Origin of the sequence: Pseudomonas sp. RIT357, from assembly GCF_000632245.1 — a bacterium.
In the GTDB taxonomy this organism is placed as follows: Bacteria; Pseudomonadota; Gammaproteobacteria; order Pseudomonadales; family Pseudomonadaceae; genus Aquipseudomonas; species Aquipseudomonas sivasensis.
Genome location: NZ_JFYX01000009.1, coordinates 52,551 through 67,739 on the forward strand (window position 1 = coordinate 52,551; position 15,189 = coordinate 67,739).

The 15,189-nt window shown below is 58.1% G+C and carries 14 protein-coding genes; 6 read left to right on the forward strand and 8 right to left on the reverse strand.

Translation table 11 applies throughout. From position 1 onward, the window contains the following. Positions 1–4 precede the first annotated feature (4 nt). Positions 5–1,015 carry an aldo/keto reductase gene (locus BW43_RS19235; RefSeq protein ID WP_032885691.1) on the forward strand — a complete coding sequence of 337 codons (1,011 nt, stop codon included), beginning with the start codon at positions 5–7 and terminating at the stop codon, positions 1,013–1,015. Positions 1,016–1,235: 220 nt separating this feature from the next. Continuing rightward, a complete protein-coding gene (gene rarD, locus BW43_RS19230) occupies positions 1,236–2,117 on the forward strand; it encodes an EamA family transporter RarD (RefSeq protein WP_032885747.1) in 882 nt (293 codons plus the stop codon). Positions 2,118–2,124: 7 nt separating this feature from the next. Here rarD and BW43_RS19225 read toward each other — a convergent pair whose 3' ends face one another. The 7 genes from BW43_RS19225 to BW43_RS19200 all read right to left on the reverse strand — a co-directional run bounded on the left by BW43_RS19225 (position 2,125) and on the right by BW43_RS19200 (position 10,646). Next, positions 2,125–2,874 (reverse strand): molecular chaperone, encoded by a 750-nt coding sequence (locus BW43_RS19225; RefSeq protein WP_050442817.1) that lies wholly within the window; start codon positions 2,872–2,874, stop codon positions 2,125–2,127. Continuing rightward, positions 2,871–3,920, reverse strand: coding sequence for a fimbrial protein (locus tag BW43_RS28750; protein WP_122680968.1), 1,050 nt, complete (start codon positions 3,918–3,920; stop codon positions 2,871–2,873). The genes BW43_RS19225 and BW43_RS28750 overlap by 4 nt, the downstream gene beginning before the upstream one ends. 44 nt (positions 3,921–3,964) lie before the next feature. Then, the gene (locus tag BW43_RS19220; protein ID WP_256226166.1) at positions 3,965–6,565 is read right to left on the reverse strand and encodes a fimbria/pilus outer membrane usher protein; all 2,601 of its coding nucleotides are present in this window, start codon (positions 6,563–6,565) and stop codon (positions 3,965–3,967) included. A gap of 152 nt (positions 6,566–6,717) precedes the next feature. Continuing rightward, positions 6,718–7,509 (reverse strand): molecular chaperone, encoded by a 792-nt coding sequence (locus BW43_RS19215; protein WP_256226168.1) that lies wholly within the window; start codon positions 7,507–7,509, stop codon positions 6,718–6,720. A gap of 93 nt (positions 7,510–7,602) precedes the next feature. Beyond that, positions 7,603–8,166 (reverse strand): fimbrial protein, encoded by a 564-nt coding sequence (locus tag BW43_RS19210; protein ID WP_032885692.1) that lies wholly within the window; start codon positions 8,164–8,166, stop codon positions 7,603–7,605. 232 nt (positions 8,167–8,398) lie between these two features. Beyond that, complete coding sequence (gene hppD, locus BW43_RS19205; protein WP_032885693.1) at positions 8,399–9,475, reverse strand: 4-hydroxyphenylpyruvate dioxygenase; 1,077 nt, start codon at positions 9,473–9,475, stop codon at positions 8,399–8,401. A 247-nt stretch (positions 9,476–9,722) separates the two neighbouring features. Beyond that, entirely contained in the window at positions 9,723–10,646 is a 924-nt protein-coding gene (locus BW43_RS19200) for a DMT family transporter (protein WP_032885694.1), read from the reverse strand. Positions 10,647–10,722: 76 nt separating this feature from the next. Here BW43_RS19200 and BW43_RS19195 point away from each other — a divergent pair, with 76 nt between their 5' ends. From BW43_RS19195 to BW43_RS19185, 3 genes are all read left to right on the forward strand, one after another. Beyond that, positions 10,723–11,628: a LysR family transcriptional regulator gene (locus BW43_RS19195; RefSeq protein ID WP_032885695.1), complete on the forward strand. Its 906-nt coding sequence runs from the start codon at positions 10,723–10,725 to the stop codon at positions 11,626–11,628. 52 nt (positions 11,629–11,680) lie between these two features. Beyond that, positions 11,681–13,222 (forward strand): EAL domain-containing protein, encoded by a 1,542-nt coding sequence (locus BW43_RS19190; protein ID WP_032885696.1) that lies wholly within the window; start codon positions 11,681–11,683, stop codon positions 13,220–13,222. A 198-nt stretch (positions 13,223–13,420) separates the two neighbouring features. Then, positions 13,421–13,786 (forward strand): histone-like nucleoid-structuring protein, MvaT/MvaU family, encoded by a 366-nt coding sequence (locus tag BW43_RS19185; protein ID WP_032885697.1) that lies wholly within the window; start codon positions 13,421–13,423, stop codon positions 13,784–13,786. A gap of 111 nt (positions 13,787–13,897) precedes the next feature. Here BW43_RS19185 and BW43_RS19180 read toward each other — a convergent pair whose 3' ends face one another. Beyond that, complete coding sequence (locus BW43_RS19180) at positions 13,898–14,434, reverse strand: DUF4946 domain-containing protein (protein WP_032885698.1); 537 nt, start codon at positions 14,432–14,434, stop codon at positions 13,898–13,900. Between the two features lie 198 nt (positions 14,435–14,632). Between BW43_RS19180 and gloA the strand changes: the two genes are divergently transcribed. After that, complete coding sequence (gene gloA / locus BW43_RS19175) at positions 14,633–15,154, forward strand: lactoylglutathione lyase (protein ID WP_032885699.1); 522 nt, start codon at positions 14,633–14,635, stop codon at positions 15,152–15,154. Positions 15,155–15,189: the final 35 nt, after the last annotated feature.

Below are 15,189 nucleotides of genomic sequence, written 5' to 3' on the forward strand. Positions count from 1 at the left end.
TTGCATGATTTACCGCACATTGGGCCAGTCCGGTTTGAAGGTCAGCGCCTTGACGCTGGGCACCATGATGTTTGGCGAGCAGACCAATACCGAGGACTCGCTGCGCATCATCGATAAGGCCTGGGATCAGGGCATCAATTTTATCGACACGGCCGACGTATACACCGGCGGACGCTCCGAGGAACTCGTCGGCGAAGCCATTGCCCGACACCGCCAGGATTGGGTGGTGGCGAGCAAAGTCGGTTTCGGTCCACCGGACGGTTTGCCCAACCGCAGTGGCTTGAGTCGCAAACGGATTTTCAATGCGCTCGACGCCAGCCTGACCCGACTCGACACCGATTACCTCGACATCTACTACCTGCACCGCGAAGACCACTCGACCCCTCTGGAGGTCACGATTTCTGCGATTGGCGACTTGATCCGCCAGGGCAAGATCCGCTACTGGGGCTTATCCAACTACCGCGGTTGGCGCATTGCCGAGGTGATCCGCGTGGCCGAGCGTTTGGGCGTGGACAGACCGGTGATCAGCCAACCGCTGTACAACATCGTCAACCGGCAGGCTGAAGCGGAGCAGATTACCGCCGCTGCCGCCTATGGCCTGGGCGTGGTGCCTTACAGCCCGCTGGCCCGAGGCGTACTCAGCGGTAAATACGCGCCGGATGTCACGCCAGAGCCGGGCAGCCGCGCCGCACGCCAGGATAAACGGATCCTGGAAACCGAATGGCGCGTGGAGTCGCTGCGCATTGCCCAGCAAATTCAGCAATATACCCAGGGACGCGGTGTGGGGATCGTCGAGTTTGCCATCGCCTGGGTATTGAACAACTCTGCGGTGAGTTCGGCGATTGTCGGACCGCGTACCGAGGCCCAGTGGGATGCCTACACCGGCGCGCTGGACGTCAAGATCACGGCTGAGGATGAAGCGTTTATCGATTCATTGGTGACATCGGGGCACTCGTCCACCCCAGGGTTCAATGATGTTAGCCACTATGTCTCGGGGCGCGTCGCTCGCTCGTAGTCGAGTGCTGTTGGGGCGAGCGGCAGCGGGTGTTGACCGAAAGAGGTTGCGGGGCTGCATCGCAGCCCAACACGGGCAAGCCCGCTCGCCACCGGGATAGGAGAAATTTTATGGCGTGAGAAAATTTCCCACCAATCGCCCCAAAACTGAGCAGCCGTTTCACGCCGCAAGCACCATAATGCCCGCCTCTCTTGTACAAATCGGTTTTCGCGAGGACAGCGTGTCTAAAGGTGTTGTGTTATCGGTCTCGGCCTCGGTGTTGTTTGCCGTGATGTATTACTTCACATCGTTGCTCACGCCGTTGAGCGGTCTGGAGATTTTCGGCTGGCGCATGCTGCTGACTGTGCCGTGCATGACGGTGTTCATGATCGTCAGCGGCGAATGGCGACGTGTTTGGGAATTGCTGCAGGTTCTGGCGGCAAAGCCTCGATTGATCGCAGGCGTCGTGTTGTCTTCGGCCTTGCTGGGCGTGCAGCTGTGGTTGTTCATGTGGGCACCACTGAACGGGCGCAGCCTGGATGTTTCGGTGGGTTACTTTCTGCTGCCATTGACCATGGTGCTCACCGGACGGCTGGTATGGGGTGAGCAGCTGTCCTATCTGCAAAAGATCGCAGTGTTCTTTGCCGGCCTTGGGGTACTCAACGAGTTGTACCAAGCCGGTGGGTTTTCGTGGGCAACGCTGGTGGTGATCATTGGCTATCCGCTTTACTTCATCGTGCGCAAATACCTTAAGACCGATAACTTGGGTGGGCTCTGGCTGGATATGGCGCTGATGCTGCCGGTGGCTTGGTGGTTCGTGCAAAGCGGCGAGCAAGGTTTTGCGGTGATGGATGTGCACCCAAAGCTTTACGCATTGATTCCCATGCTGGGTCTGATCAGCGCCTCTGCATTGGTGAGCTACATCATTGCCAGCCGATTACTGTCGTTCAGCCTGTTCGGGCTGCTCAGCTATGTCGAGCCGGTGCTCTTGCTGTTCGTGGCCTTGCTGCTGGGTGAAGGCATCAAGGCGGGCGAATGGCTGACCTATATCCCGATTTGGATCGCAGTCATGGTGCTGGTGTTCGAAGGGTTCAAGCACCTGGTACGCCAGCGCAGGGCTTGAACCGTCTTCACCTGGATTTGCCCAACAGCGCCGAATGCGTTTGGGTTGCACCTTGATCGTCAAGTGTAGTGAAGCGCACTGTTGCGCTGCCCGCCGCGCCGTGCGGCAGCCTTGGCATCGTCACGACGGCGGTGGATCGTGGTGCGATCATCGGCGGGTCTTCGCTGTGGTATTCAACGCCCTCGCGTGTCACAACGATGCCGGACAGCGTGACGTGGTAATCGCCGGGGTTATTCACGTGTAGCGTCGACTCATCCCCGGTAACTAGTTGCCATTTCAAGTCATTAATCGAGCTTGCCGCCGTCCCCGCTAGTTGGTTCGGCCGCAAGAACAATTTAACCCGCGTACGAAATGCCAGATTCACTTGGTTATTTTGCACAGCGGGCTCGCCTGTCGGCCTGATCGCAAGCACGTTGAGCCAATACACTGATTCCCGGTCCTCGTTCGTGTGTGAAGCCGATTGATAGAGCACGCGCAGCGCTCGTCCACTGCCGGCCTCCATGCGGAAAATCGGTTGAGTGACAGTGAACGGCACATCACTGTTTTCAGGTGACGCCTCGCTATCGTTGGCGTCGATCCATACCTGGACCAGCCGCGGGCCATCCGTTTCATTGGTAAGGTTGACCGTTACTTCGCGGGCTTGAGCCGGATAGATCACACGGGTACGGTCGATGACGATTTCGCCGTGGACCAGAGGTGCCTGCAGCGCCATCAGCAGCCCTATCACGTTGAGCCGTCGCAGGAACGTCCGGCTCATCGGTAACTCATCGTGAACGTTGCCACGCCATTTGCGCTGCCTGGCGCGATCGTCTGTTGCGTCTGGATATAGCGCGCAGTCAGCGGAATTTGCACCGTGCCATTGCCCGTCGTCCCCACCAGCCATTGATTAGGGTTGCCCACGCTTGAGGAGTCCGCACCGTAACGAACCAGAATATTGCCGCCGCGTACCAACTGCAGGGCCACGCCCTTGGCCTGGGAACTTGCGGTCAGGGACAGCACATCGCTGCGATTCGAGCGGGTGGTATGGTCAGTGACGGTGATAAACACATCACGCGTGCCTCCGGTGCCGCCTTCGCACAAGAGCGTGATATTGCGGGTTACGCTGCCGGCATGACTGCCGACGCCACGGAACGCCGTAACCGGTACGCTTCCCAAAGACATCGCAATGGAGGGCGTCGAAACCCGGCATGTCGGCTTTAGCGGTGGGCTAATGACCAGCGCCTGCATATTGACCGGATGATACCCAGGGGCTGAGGTATTGGTATTTTGCACCCTGTAATGCGCGACAGTGCGTGTGGGCACAGTCCCCGGAGAAATCGCCCCTCCCGTGGCCACCAGGTAAAGCCGTCCCTGCAGGCCCCAGACAACTGGCTTGGGATACTTCACCCTGAGCAGTGATGCTGCCGATTGACCGACAGCGGCGAAGCCATGATTCGGGTCGCGGGCCATCATTGCAAACCCAACCCCGGGCACGCCTGTGGCGAACACTGGCATGGACACACCGTTGGCGTTGAATGTCCTGCCAGTGGAGCTGGAGTTGACCGCGTTGATCGTCGCAGTTACCCAGTGGAAATCGCTCCAGAAGTCGTAACGGCACTGCATGACACTTGCCGGTGCATTAAAGGGATAGCCTCCCGCCAAACCGATCACTTGCCCGACCTGAGGGTTGGTCGGGGGGATGATGGGGGCAATGTTGATCGCCGTTGCCCCTTGCGGATAACAATCCCCACCTGAAAAAGCATGCGCTTGCATCGCTAGCATCCAGCCGCCCAACGTCGAGGCAGCAAGCCAAGATAAGTTCATACAAAAGTCCTCTGCTGGTGCCCCACAGATGTGGCACCGAATATTCACGGGTGCCGTTCAATACTGCCGGCTACTTGGCGAACCGAGCTGGGTACGCACAACCCTTGGAGATAGTCGACGTCTTGCTGGCGGCTGTTCGCGGCATGCGCAGCCATCTGGTAGTGGACGTCGCATCGTTCAGAAATTTTTTCACCCCATTTGACGATCAACGTGCCGGCAGCCGGGATATCGCGCACAAAAGCTTTGCTGGCTTGGCCCACTACGCCGACTTCCCGGCCTTGCTGGTCCAGAACCTGAGCCGCAAATGGCAGCGGCGTGCCGTTCTGCTGTTTGGCCTGGACGATCACCGCCCGCCCGCTGACGGTCTTGAACTCCACCAATTGCACTGCACCGAGGGTTGGAACGATATCCAGGCTCGACTCTTGAAGCTCCACGTCCATGGACATGCCTTGTGGATCAACACTCACCGTATTGTTTTGGAATGCCCTGAGTGACGGAACCACGGCATACCCGCTGCTATTGATGCGTGTAACACCGTCGTGGCCCAACACTGCGCCTTCGGCATCCGGCACATGAACCAGCGCAGAGGCCTCTCCCAGGCTTTGCGAAAACGTCACGCCGCCAGCGTGAGCGACGATGCCGCCATCGGCGCCAAATGAAAGCTGGGATCTATCGCGGCTCTGACCATAGCCTGCACGCACGCTGGCGGAACCGGTGCGGTACCCTGCGTGGGTGTTAAGTTGCCTGGAACTCGATTGATCACTGGTCGCGCGGCTGGCGGAAAAACCGTAGTCGAACTCGGCGTTCTCGCCCAGGAAGCCGTTGATGCCCACCTGCTGCTGGCTGCCCCGTGTATCGCCACTGTCCCGAGACAGCGAAGTATTGATGGTCGGCGACCTCGGCTCGCTCCCCAGCGGCATCGATAACGTCAGCATGTAGCGGTTATCGATGCGCCCGGGTTGGCCGATACGCCCGAAAAACACATCGTCACTGAGCTCGCTTTGAGTCAGTTGTCGCGTGTCCTGGACCCTTGAGCGCTGCGCCGAGAGGTTCCAGTTGACCTTGTTCCAGGTCGAGCCGTAACTGGCGGTGAATGAAACCTGGCGCCCTTCCTGCCCGCCCCAATAGTCGACAGAGCTGCCGTACAGGCTCAAGGTGCCTATGCCCAACTGCTGGCTGATGGTCAGGTCGAGCCGACTTTTTTGCCGGGCATAACCGTTGACATCACCGGACTGGCGAGCGATTTCACGCACATTCAGTGCATCCGGAAGGTTCAGGTAACCCTCTGTAGAGAACCGGTATGCACCCAGCGCAAAATGCGTACCCGAGGCGGGCAGACTTTTGTTGTAGCCCACGCCCAGGCTTTGGCCGGACAGGCGTCCATGATCAGCCACTTTGGTATGCGAGGTGGCGCCGTCCAGCGAGAAGGCACCGATGGACGTATTCAATGCAATGCCGATCTTGCCCTGCTCATAACCGTTGGAAAGACTGCCGCCGCCATACACCGTCAAGTCATCGGTCAAGCCGTGTTGCAGAGTGCCTTGAAAGACGTTTGCGCCCTTGGCATCGATGCCCTTCTGCTGCACCTCACCCAAGGTGGCGCTGTATTTTGTCGTGTCGGCCCGGAGTAATTCCGGGGCCACCGAGTACGGCACGACGAAGGTGTTTCGACGCCCGTCGACTTCCGTCACGCTGACGATCAAATCACCGCCATAACCCGTGGCATGCAAATCACTGATGACAAAAGGGCCAGGCGCGACTGTCGTCTCATAAATGGTGTACCCGTTCTGGCTGACGGTGACCGTTGCATTACTGTCGGCGACACCGCGTACCTGAGGTGCATAACCTTGCTGCGTCTGCGGACGCATGCGGTCGTCGGTTGCCAGGGTTACGCCTCGCACGCGTACCCCGTCGACAATCTGTCCGTTGCTGAAGGTGTCTCCAATAGTGAGTTGTGATTGCCAGGGGATGATGCTGCGCTGCACATAAGTGGACGTGTTCTGATAAGTCTCAAACCCTGTGCGGTTGCTCCAGGCTTGGGCACCTTGGTGCCGCAAGCGCCAGGCGCCCAGATTAATCCCCGCATTGAGGCCTAGGTAAGTGCGACCGTCGCCTTCACCAGCAGTGACCGCATTGGTACTGAAGTTGTAATTGAGCAGCCCGGCGGTAATGCCCTCATCCAACAACTCGGGGTCAATGTAGCCGCGCATGGACCGGTTCATGTAGGCCTGCGGCACGCTGGCGGCTAACTCGAGGGCGCCCGGATCGAACGAGCTGGACGCCATCGGAATCCACTGCCCCAGGTCGCCGCAATACTGGCCGGCTGCGGCAGGGTTCGCGAGCTCGCGCCCACGGGTATCGGTATCGACTTTATCCATCGCGATACCGATTTTTTCCAATACTTCGCGACTCAAACACGGCTGTGCACCGGTCTTTGCGTGGGCCGCGACGAACTCTACCTCCCTGCGCCCCAAAGCCTGGCCGTTGACCACGATATCTATGCGATATAGGCCAGGACTCATCTGGTTGCCGGTATTGAACCGTGACATGTCAACCGACGATGCCAGGCCGCTGGAGAATGCGTTCAGATCAAAGCTCAACTCAGACGCAAGCGCGGAATCGCTTGCGATTACGGCCGCACTCATCAAACCGCCCAACATCATCTTTCGATGCTGGAATGGCAAAATCGGGGCGCAACGATGCACCCGTACTTGGATGTGACTAGGCATAGTTATGACTTCAGTGGACGCTGAGAAATGTACGTTTGCTTGCGATCAGCAACGTTCCGGGGACGTGTTCAGCGATGCAATACAGCAGGCTGCGCCGATGAAAAGCTGCCGAAATCGTTGATGTAGGTGAAATTCACCCGCGCATCGGCGGGTATTACCTTCGCGGCGTTCGGCACCGGCAACTTCAACGTGCCTCCCGGTTCCACCATCGCTTCGGGCAGTGACAATTTTTTCGCGTCGGGATGGGAGCCCATAAGCAGGTAAATGTCGTTGAAGGTGACGTGATAAGCCGAAGGGTTGTGCACCTGTATCACGGTGTCTTGGGCGACATGCTCCAGGGACCAGCGCAACAGCCCTGGCGCCTCCTCGGGCGTTCCAGATAACTGCGCCGGGCGAAAAAACACCTTGGTGCGGATACGGAACGCAAACTTGAAGTGATTCCGCTGGCTGTCTTCGAGGGTGGGATCAAACTCATTGGTGGCGCCCGGCACTTCAAGTACGTTCAACCAAAACAGCGACTCTCTATCCGCAGGCAGCGGTGCCTTGGTGTAGGACAAGCGCATGAACTGGCTTTTGCCGGCGTCTAGGCGAAATACCGGGGGAGACAGCACGAAAGGCACATCGCTCAGTGTCGGCGCTGCCTCGGCATCACCTGCGTCCAGCCACGCCTGGACCAGACGGGGTGCGTGTTTGTCATCATTGGTCACTCGTATGGTGACCTCGCGTCGCTGCTCGGGGTAAATCTGTCGCGTACCGTCGATAACTACCCCCGCGTGCGTCGCATGCGAGGCTATGCACAAGGCCAGACTCAGCGCGACGGACACCACGCGATGACTTAAGAACATCATTAAATCCTGCATCGGGTAATCCTTGAAAACAGTTGTCCTGCGCCCGACCGCAGGGTCGAGCGAGGATCTCAGGCAACAAACGCAATAGTTATCAGCGTGGCTGCATCAAGGAAAGGTGACCGAGTACTGCACGCTGCTGGTGACATTACCCGCGCCTGCCGCTCCGCCGTTGGCGATGTAGCGTGCATAGAACGGTAAGGTCGCCAGACCATTGGTCACGGTGGCAACGGTTGAGTTATTACCTACGCGCAAGTCCATTGGCGTGTTGGAAGCGCCATCGAGAATTTGTACCTCCACCCGCGAGGCGGGTGTTGCAGTGGCGGTATTACGCAGGTTGCCGGTTGCCGGGTTGATGCCAGGGCTGGTCGGCTCGTAACGTACGGCGACCTTGGTACCGTTCGGGCATCCGCCCGAGCCGCCCACATAGACAAAGTAGCGCTTGCTGCCGGCCGTATCGCCTGCGGCCTTGAGGGCCGAGGTTTGCACGCGATCAAGAACGACCGGGAAGTTGGCACCTGAACCTGGCGAGGCTCCGGTGCCGCCGCTGATGGTGCAGGTAGTGCCACTGACCGAGCCGGTGATCGTGATGGTACCGTCTGCTGCATAAGCGGAGCTGGCAGCGAAGCCGCACAAAGCCAGCACTGCAGCCGCCAGAGTGTGTTTTGTCATAATCAGTCTTTCCTTAAAATTAGGGGTCGCGAAACGCACACTTGTGACGCAGGAGAGGATCAGCTCTTGCGACGTCCATGGGTGGAGTCTCGTAAAATTTTGTTCCACAGCCCCAAGGAGTTGTCTGTTGCAAAACCTTTCTGACGTGTTTGGCAGGCAAAAAAAAGCTCCGTACCTTTCGATACGGAGCGTGTTCTTGAATTGCCCGAAAAGCCTGACAGGCTTTGGATGGCTAGTCGGCGGTCAATACGCCACGGCGGACTTGATCGCGCTCGATCGACTCAAACAACGCCTTGAAGTTGCCCTCGCCAAACCCATCATCGCCTTTGCGCTGGATGAACTCGAAAAACACCGGGCCCATCAGGGTTTCCGAGAAGATTTGCAGCAGCAGGCGCTTGTCACCTTCGATGGATGAGCCGTCCAGCAGGATGCCACGAGCCTGCAACTGATCCACCGGTTCACCGTGATTCGGCAGGCGGCCTTCGAGCATTTCATAGTAGGTGTCCGGCGGCGCGGTCATGAAGCGCATGCCGATCTTCTTCAGCGCGTCCCAGGTCTTGACCAGGTCGTCGGTGAGGAACGCAACGTGCTGGATGCCTTCGCCGTTGAACTGCATCAGAAACTCTTCGATCTGCCCGGCGCCCTTGGACGACTCCTCGTTCAGTGGGATGCGGATCATGCCGTCCGGCGCGCTCATGGCCTTGGAGGTCAAGCCGGTGTATTCGCCTTTGATATCGAAATAACGCGCCTCACGGAAGTTGAACAGCTTCTCGTAGAAGTTCGCCCAGTAAGCCATACGCCCGCGATAGACGTTATGAGTCAGATGGTCGATTACCTTCAGGCCTGCGCCTTGTGGGTTGCGCTCCACGCCGTCGAGGTAGACGAAGTCGATGTCATAGATCGAGCTGCCTTCACCAAACCGGTCGATCAAGTACAACGGCGCGCCGCCGATGCCTTTGATTGCCGGCAGGTTCAGCTCCATCGGCCCGGTTTCGATATGGATTGGTTGAGCGCCCAACTCCAGTGCGCGGGTATAGGCTTGTTGCGAGTCCTTGACGCGGAACGCCATGCCGCAGACTGACGGGCCATGCTCCGCCGCGAAATACGAGGCGATGCTGTTGGGTTCGTTGTTGAGGATCAGATTGATCTCGCCCTGGCGGTACAGGTGCACGTTCTTGGAGCGGTGGGTCGCGACTTTGCTGAAGCCCATGATCTCGAAGATCGGCTCCAGGGTGCCCGGGGTCGGCGATGCGAATTCAATAAATTCAAAGCCCATCAGGCCCATTGGGTTTTCGTGTTGGACGGTCATGGTCGGTGCCTCATCATTCTTGTAGGTAGCAAGGGGTTATTTGCAAGCAAGGATGAGGTGGGAGGGAGGCGCGCAGGACAGGCCTCGCACGCTGCGGGCAAGGAAGTCACCAAAGATGAGGGGGGAGCCGAGTCGCTTCATGGTTACATCAGTCTCTGACGGCTGAGGCTTGCGTGAGCGCAAGTCCATATTCTTGTATGCGTAAATCGATTCTACACAGCGTAAAGATGTTTGTCCGTACTCTTCATCAAATCCCTATTGCCCTTGCCCGTGCAAGGGGTTTGTTACACAGGTAAATGCCAGCCAAAATGAAGGCACCGCCTATCAGCATGGGCAAGGTCAACGCTTCGCCCAGCAATAAGGCGCCGCAGATCACTGCGGTCAGCGGGTTAAGCGCGATAAATACACCGGAACGTGTCGTGCCAATCCGCCGGATGCCGTCGTAGTAACCGATATAAGCCAGCGCCGAGCCGAGCACACCCAAATACAGCAGGCTCAGCAGCTGTGAAGGCCCAAGGCTTGCGACCTCTTTGAACGTGAAGTTTCCTGACAGCGCTGTGGTTGCGGTCAACATCAGGGTTCCCAGCAATACCGACCACGTCACGGTCTGCAATGGCCCCAGGCTTGCGTTCAGCCCGCGGGAAGCCAGCGAATAAACGCCCCACGCCGCCACACAACCAAGGATCAGCAAGTCACCCCGCCGACTATGGGCGCCTGCCTGCATCAGCTGAGGGTTGCGACTGACAATCACAGCGACTGCGCCAGCCACGCACAATGCAATCCCTATTACCTTGGTGCGATTCAGGTGCTCTTTGAACAACAACCACGACGCCAGGCCAATCACCGCCGGGTTCAACGCCACGATCAATGACGCCCGCGACGCATTGATGTACTGCAGCCCATAAAAGAAGCACAGGTTGTAGATGAAAATCCCGAAGAACCCCAGCGCCGCCAATTGCGCAAGTTGCCGAAGACTCGGGCGAGCCAGTGGTATGCGTGCGAAGGCCATGAACAGCAACAACGCCAGGCTTGCCAGGATAAAACGCAGGCTCGCGGCCAGCAGCGGATTGAGCTGATCGGCCAGGTAACGACCAGCGATAAAGGTGCCGCCCCAGATCATGGTGACGGCGGCGAGTTTGCAATAGGTCAGGCGATCCGAAGCGGGGCTCATTGGGTTGGCTCAAGTGACAGAAGATCTGGAGTATTCTTCTGCTAATGATCAATCATCGTAAAATGAGTATTTGCTCATGACCTTGACCCAACTGGAAATTTTCTCACTGGTGGCCGAACTTCAGGGCTTTACCAGCGCAGCGCACCGGCTGGGCATCAGCCAGTCGGCGGTGTCCCATGCGATCAAGGCGTTGGAGCAAGAGCTCGGTGTCGAGCTGTTCCGGCGCCATCAAAACCTGGTGGAGCCGAGCGAGATCGGCCAGCAATTGCTTGGACGCGCCCGTGCCATGCTCGGCCTGGCCAACACGCTGCAACAGGAAGCCGCAGATGCCCGTGGCATGAAGCGCGGCACCCTGCGCGTCGGCTCGTTTGGGCCAACTGCGTCGATTCGCCTGCTGCCCGGTATCCTCAGCCAGTTTCGTGCAGCCTACCCGGGCATTGAGGTCCACGTGGATGAAGGCCCTGACCGGCAAGTGTTGCAGTGGCTGGATGAGCGGCGGATCGATGTAGGCTTTGTGGTCTTGGAGCAGGAGCGCTTCGACACCTTCGCCTTGTTTGAGGACCAAATGGTCGCGTTGTTGCCCACGGAGCACCCACTGGCCGCTCGCGATGCCCTGACTCTTCAGGAGCTGTGTGACGACCCTTTTATTCTCACCGAGGCAGGATCGTCGGAACTGGTGTCCCGACTGTTCGGTGCGGCCCAATTACGGCCCAAGGTGCGGTATCGCTGCGCCCAACTGCTGAGCACTCTGGAAGCCGTCAGTCGCGGGGACGGGTTGAGCATCGTGGCCGAGGCGTCGTTGCCACCGCTGGACGACCCGCGCTATGTGAAACGCCCCCTATCCCCTCGTGTACCGCGCCAGATTGGCTTGGCAGTGCTTGATCGGCGCCAGTCATCACCCGCGACGCTGGCGTTCATCGAGATTGCGCAACGCGGTGGTAGGGCAAGCAATTGTCCACCGAGCCATCTATTATCGAAATAATACTGACCGGCCTGCCGGCGCATCCCCTACTCCGCAACAGGCCGCACAACTCATGCCCCTCACCGTCAAAGGCCCGCGAGAGCCAATCGTCCGCTACTCGATCAGCGCCCTCTGCGGTCTGCTGCCGATCCTGCTCGGCTTGGCCATCCTGTATTGGCAAGCAGAAAGAACCCTTGAGCAAAGCACAGCGCAAACCGCCGAGGAAGCGGTGCGCCAATTCGACCTGATGCTCGATAACACCGCCCTCGCTGCCCAGGCCCTGCTGCCGCTGGCAGGCCAGCCCTGCGATAACGGCACCCAATTGGCGTTGCGCGAGCAGGTCACAAGGCGCCCGTTCGTGCGCGCCACGACCTTGTCCTGGCAGAAGAATATCTATTGCAGCTCACTGTTCGGCAGCAACTATGAGTCGCCCGTAAACCCCGACGACTATGTGGACGGTCGGCTTTGGTTGATGAATGGCAACCCGGTGACGCCGGACACTGCGCTGCTGGTGTACCGACTGGTCGACGGAGACCAAGGCGCGTTTGCTTCAATTGACGGCTATCACCTGACCAACGCCTTGCGCCTGATCAGCCGCTATGCACAGTTGGTCCTGCAAGTGGGGCCCAACTGGCTGGCTGCCGACGGCAGTGTTCATACCACGGAAGTGCCGAAATTTGCCGTAGCCCATCATCACTTGGCCTCGCAACGCTATGGTTACAGCGTCGACGCCGGCATGCCGGACGGCGAGGTCTGGCGTTACATGCAGGCGCGCTATCGTGCGATGTTCAGCCTGGTGGTGTTCTTTGGCGCAATGGCAGGCCTACTCGCGCATTGGCTGCAAAAACGCTCCTCGGCACCGACCCATGAACTGCGACGGGCGTTGGGCGCCGATGAGTTCATTCCGTATTTTCAGCCGGTGGTACGCGGCGACACCCGCGAATGGGCCGGCTGTGAAGTGCTCATGCGCTGGCAGCATCCCAAGGAAGGCTTGGTACGGCCTGATCTATTTATCCCGCTGGCCGAACATTCCGGCCTGATCGTGCCGATGACCCGCGCCCTGCTGCGCCAGACCGCCGTACAACTGGCTCCCCATGCGGCACGGTTTTGCCCGGGGTTCCACATCGGCGTGAATATCACCGCCCGCCATTGTCTCGACCTGACGCTGGTGGACGATTGCCGTGAGTTTCTCGCCGCCTTCATACCGGGCCAGGTGACCTTGGTGCTGGAGTTGACCGAGCGCGAGCTGATCGAGCCCACCGATATCACCCGTCAGCTGTTCGACGCCTTGCACCAACTGGGCGTCATGATTGCCATCGATGACTTTGGTACCGGCCACTCAAGCCTGGGTTACTTGCGCAACTTCAATGTGGACTACTTGAAGATCGACCAGAGTTTTGTCGCCATGATCGGTGCAGACGCACTGTCGAGGCATATCCTGGACAGCATCATAGAGTTGTCCGGCAAACTGGATCTGGGTGTCGTTGCTGAAGGTGTGGAAACGGTCGAACAATGCGAATACCTGGCTGCTCACGGCGTGGATTTCCTGCAAGGCTATCTGTTTGGAAAGCCACTACCCAGCGATGAATTCATTAAAAACCTGACCAGCCATTGAATAGCCACGTATTAGCGGCGTTGAAATAATGTTAGTAATACAAAAGACATGATTTACTCGTAGCGGATTAACTACTACAATTTTTCTTGCCTGTGCAGAACTCGCAGGACGACGTCCTCTTTGAGTCGCCTTAACGCTATTGGCTAATAGCTTTGTCTGCAGTTGATATCAGCCAACAACACTATTGGAGTACAGATTTTGTCCAGACTCGCCGAATTTCGCGCAGCAGAAAAAGCCCTTCAAGAGCAGCTTGCCCAGCTGGAATCCCTGAAGAACGATGCTGGCCTGAAGAAAGAAATCGAATTCGAAGAAAAACTTCAAGGGCTGATGAAAACCTACGGCAAAGGCCTGCGTGACATCATCCTGATCCTTGATCCAAACCCGGGCAAGGCTAGCGCTGCTGCTGCCAACGCACCAAAACAACGCCGTGCGCGCGTGGTCAAGGTCTACCACAACCCGCACACCGGCGAGCTTATCGAAACCAAAGGCGGCAACCACCGCGGCCTCAAAGCATGGAAAGAACAGTATGGCGCCGCCACTGTAGATTCCTGGCTTCGCGGCTGATTACACCGCACTAATAAAGAGCCCCGCGTCAGCGGGGCTTTTTTATTCAAGGGTTCGAAACCGAACTTAAATAACATTTCATTTTGTTCAAATTCGACGCGCAACACGCACTTAAAGTTTGAGGCTGTCGCGCACCGAACGGACTTCATCCTTACTCGCCTCGTAAGCATCGGCTTGACCCGCGTATGAGAAAACATACGCTTTATCGGTATCAACAGCTCCCACCAATGTTTGTGAAAGCACGTGCCGTCCATTCTCGGTAATCACACAGGTAGTTTCCATCGCCTCAAGCCGACTCAATGTTGTCGAGTGCATTTTGCTGCAGACACTTTGGTAACCGCTCTGGGCAAAATCTTTCTGGATGGACTTGCGCATTTCCAGCAATACACCCTGAAGATTAACGTTATGGCCCGCCTCAGTCGGCGTTGCCGTCAACTCCATCACCATCAGCGTGTTGCCGTTTTCATCGTTCTTGATTGCACGCTGACGCGAAACCGGCTGTGGCGTTGGCGGCGTTTCACCATCACGCACCACCTCTTCGACTTGCCAGCCGCTGGGCCAGTGGATTTCCGGATCCACCGCCGAAACGAAAGGACTGGCCAACAGCAGGCATACAGCACTCAACAGCGGTTTACGACGTTCGGTCATGCGAAAGATACCCAAGGTTCAAGCGACAAAGTGTGAGGCCCGCTACCCGCTGATCGCAAGACCCGCGTGACCTTTTTCATTTGGCGCAGCAGGCGGGCCTTGCGTATCATGGCCCGGCTGCACGGATGCCAGCCGCAAGCCAAGGGAACGCTCCTCTCACCTGGAGCCGCGTTTGCCCCATTTTTTTCTGGAGGGCCCATGAGCCTGCACGAACTGAACACTTTCCCGGGCGTCACCGCCCAACCTGACACCGCCACCACGAACTTCGTGTTCAACCACACCATGTTGCGGGTCAAGGACATCACCAAGTCCCTGGACTTCTACACCCGTGTACTGGGTTTTTCGCTGGTTGAAAAGCGTGATTTCCCCGAGGCTGAATTCAGCCTCTATTTCCTGGCCCTGGTGGACAAATCCCAGATCCCGGCCGACGCCGCCGCGCGCACCCAGTGGATGAAGTCGATCCCTGGCATCCTGGAACTGACCCACAACCACGGCACCGAAAACGACGCCGACTTCGCCTACCACAACGGCAACACCGACCCGCGTGGTTTTGGCCATATCTGCATCGCGGTGCCGGATATCGTCGCTGCGTGTGAACGCTTCGAAGCCCTGGGCTGCGATTTCCAGAAGCGCCTGACCGATGGCCGCATGAAGAGCCTGGCGTTCATCAAGGACCCGGATGCGTACTGGGTTGAGATTATCCAGCCCACGCCGCTGTAACGAAAAAACCCCATGAGTGATCATGGGGTTTTTCA

Excerpts from the sequence above, each read along its gene's own strand:
- BW43_RS19235 (WP_032885691.1), top strand. The coding sequence starts at position 5 with ATGATTTACCGCACATTGGGCCAGTCCGGTTTGAAGGTCAGCGCCTTG.
- BW43_RS19225 (WP_050442817.1), bottom strand. The coding sequence starts at position 2,874 with ATGAGCCGGACGTTCCTGCGACGGCTCAACGTGATAGGGCTGCTGATG.
- BW43_RS28750 (WP_122680968.1), bottom strand. The coding sequence starts at position 3,920 with ATGAACTTATCTTGGCTTGCTGCCTCGACGTTGGGCGGCTGGATGCTA.
- BW43_RS19220 (WP_256226166.1), bottom strand. The coding sequence starts at position 6,565 with ATGAGTGCGGCCGTAATCGCAAGCGATTCCGCGCTTGCGTCTGAGTTG.
- BW43_RS19215 (WP_256226168.1), bottom strand. The coding sequence starts at position 7,509 with ATGCAGGATTTAATGATGTTCTTAAGTCATCGCGTGGTGTCCGTCGCG.
- BW43_RS19210 (WP_032885692.1), bottom strand. The coding sequence starts at position 8,166 with ATGACAAAACACACTCTGGCGGCTGCAGTGCTGGCTTTGTGCGGCTTC.
- hppD (WP_032885693.1), bottom strand. The coding sequence starts at position 9,475 with ATGACCGTCCAACACGAAAACCCAATGGGCCTGATGGGCTTTGAATTT.
- BW43_RS19200 (WP_032885694.1), bottom strand. The coding sequence starts at position 10,646 with ATGAGCCCCGCTTCGGATCGCCTGACCTATTGCAAACTCGCCGCCGTC.
- BW43_RS19195 (WP_032885695.1), top strand. The coding sequence starts at position 10,723 with ATGACCTTGACCCAACTGGAAATTTTCTCACTGGTGGCCGAACTTCAG.
- BW43_RS19190 (WP_032885696.1), top strand. The coding sequence starts at position 11,681 with ATGCCCCTCACCGTCAAAGGCCCGCGAGAGCCAATCGTCCGCTACTCG.
- BW43_RS19180 (WP_032885698.1), bottom strand. The coding sequence starts at position 14,434 with ATGACCGAACGTCGTAAACCGCTGTTGAGTGCTGTATGCCTGCTGTTG.
- gloA (WP_032885699.1), top strand. The coding sequence starts at position 14,633 with ATGAGCCTGCACGAACTGAACACTTTCCCGGGCGTCACCGCCCAACCT.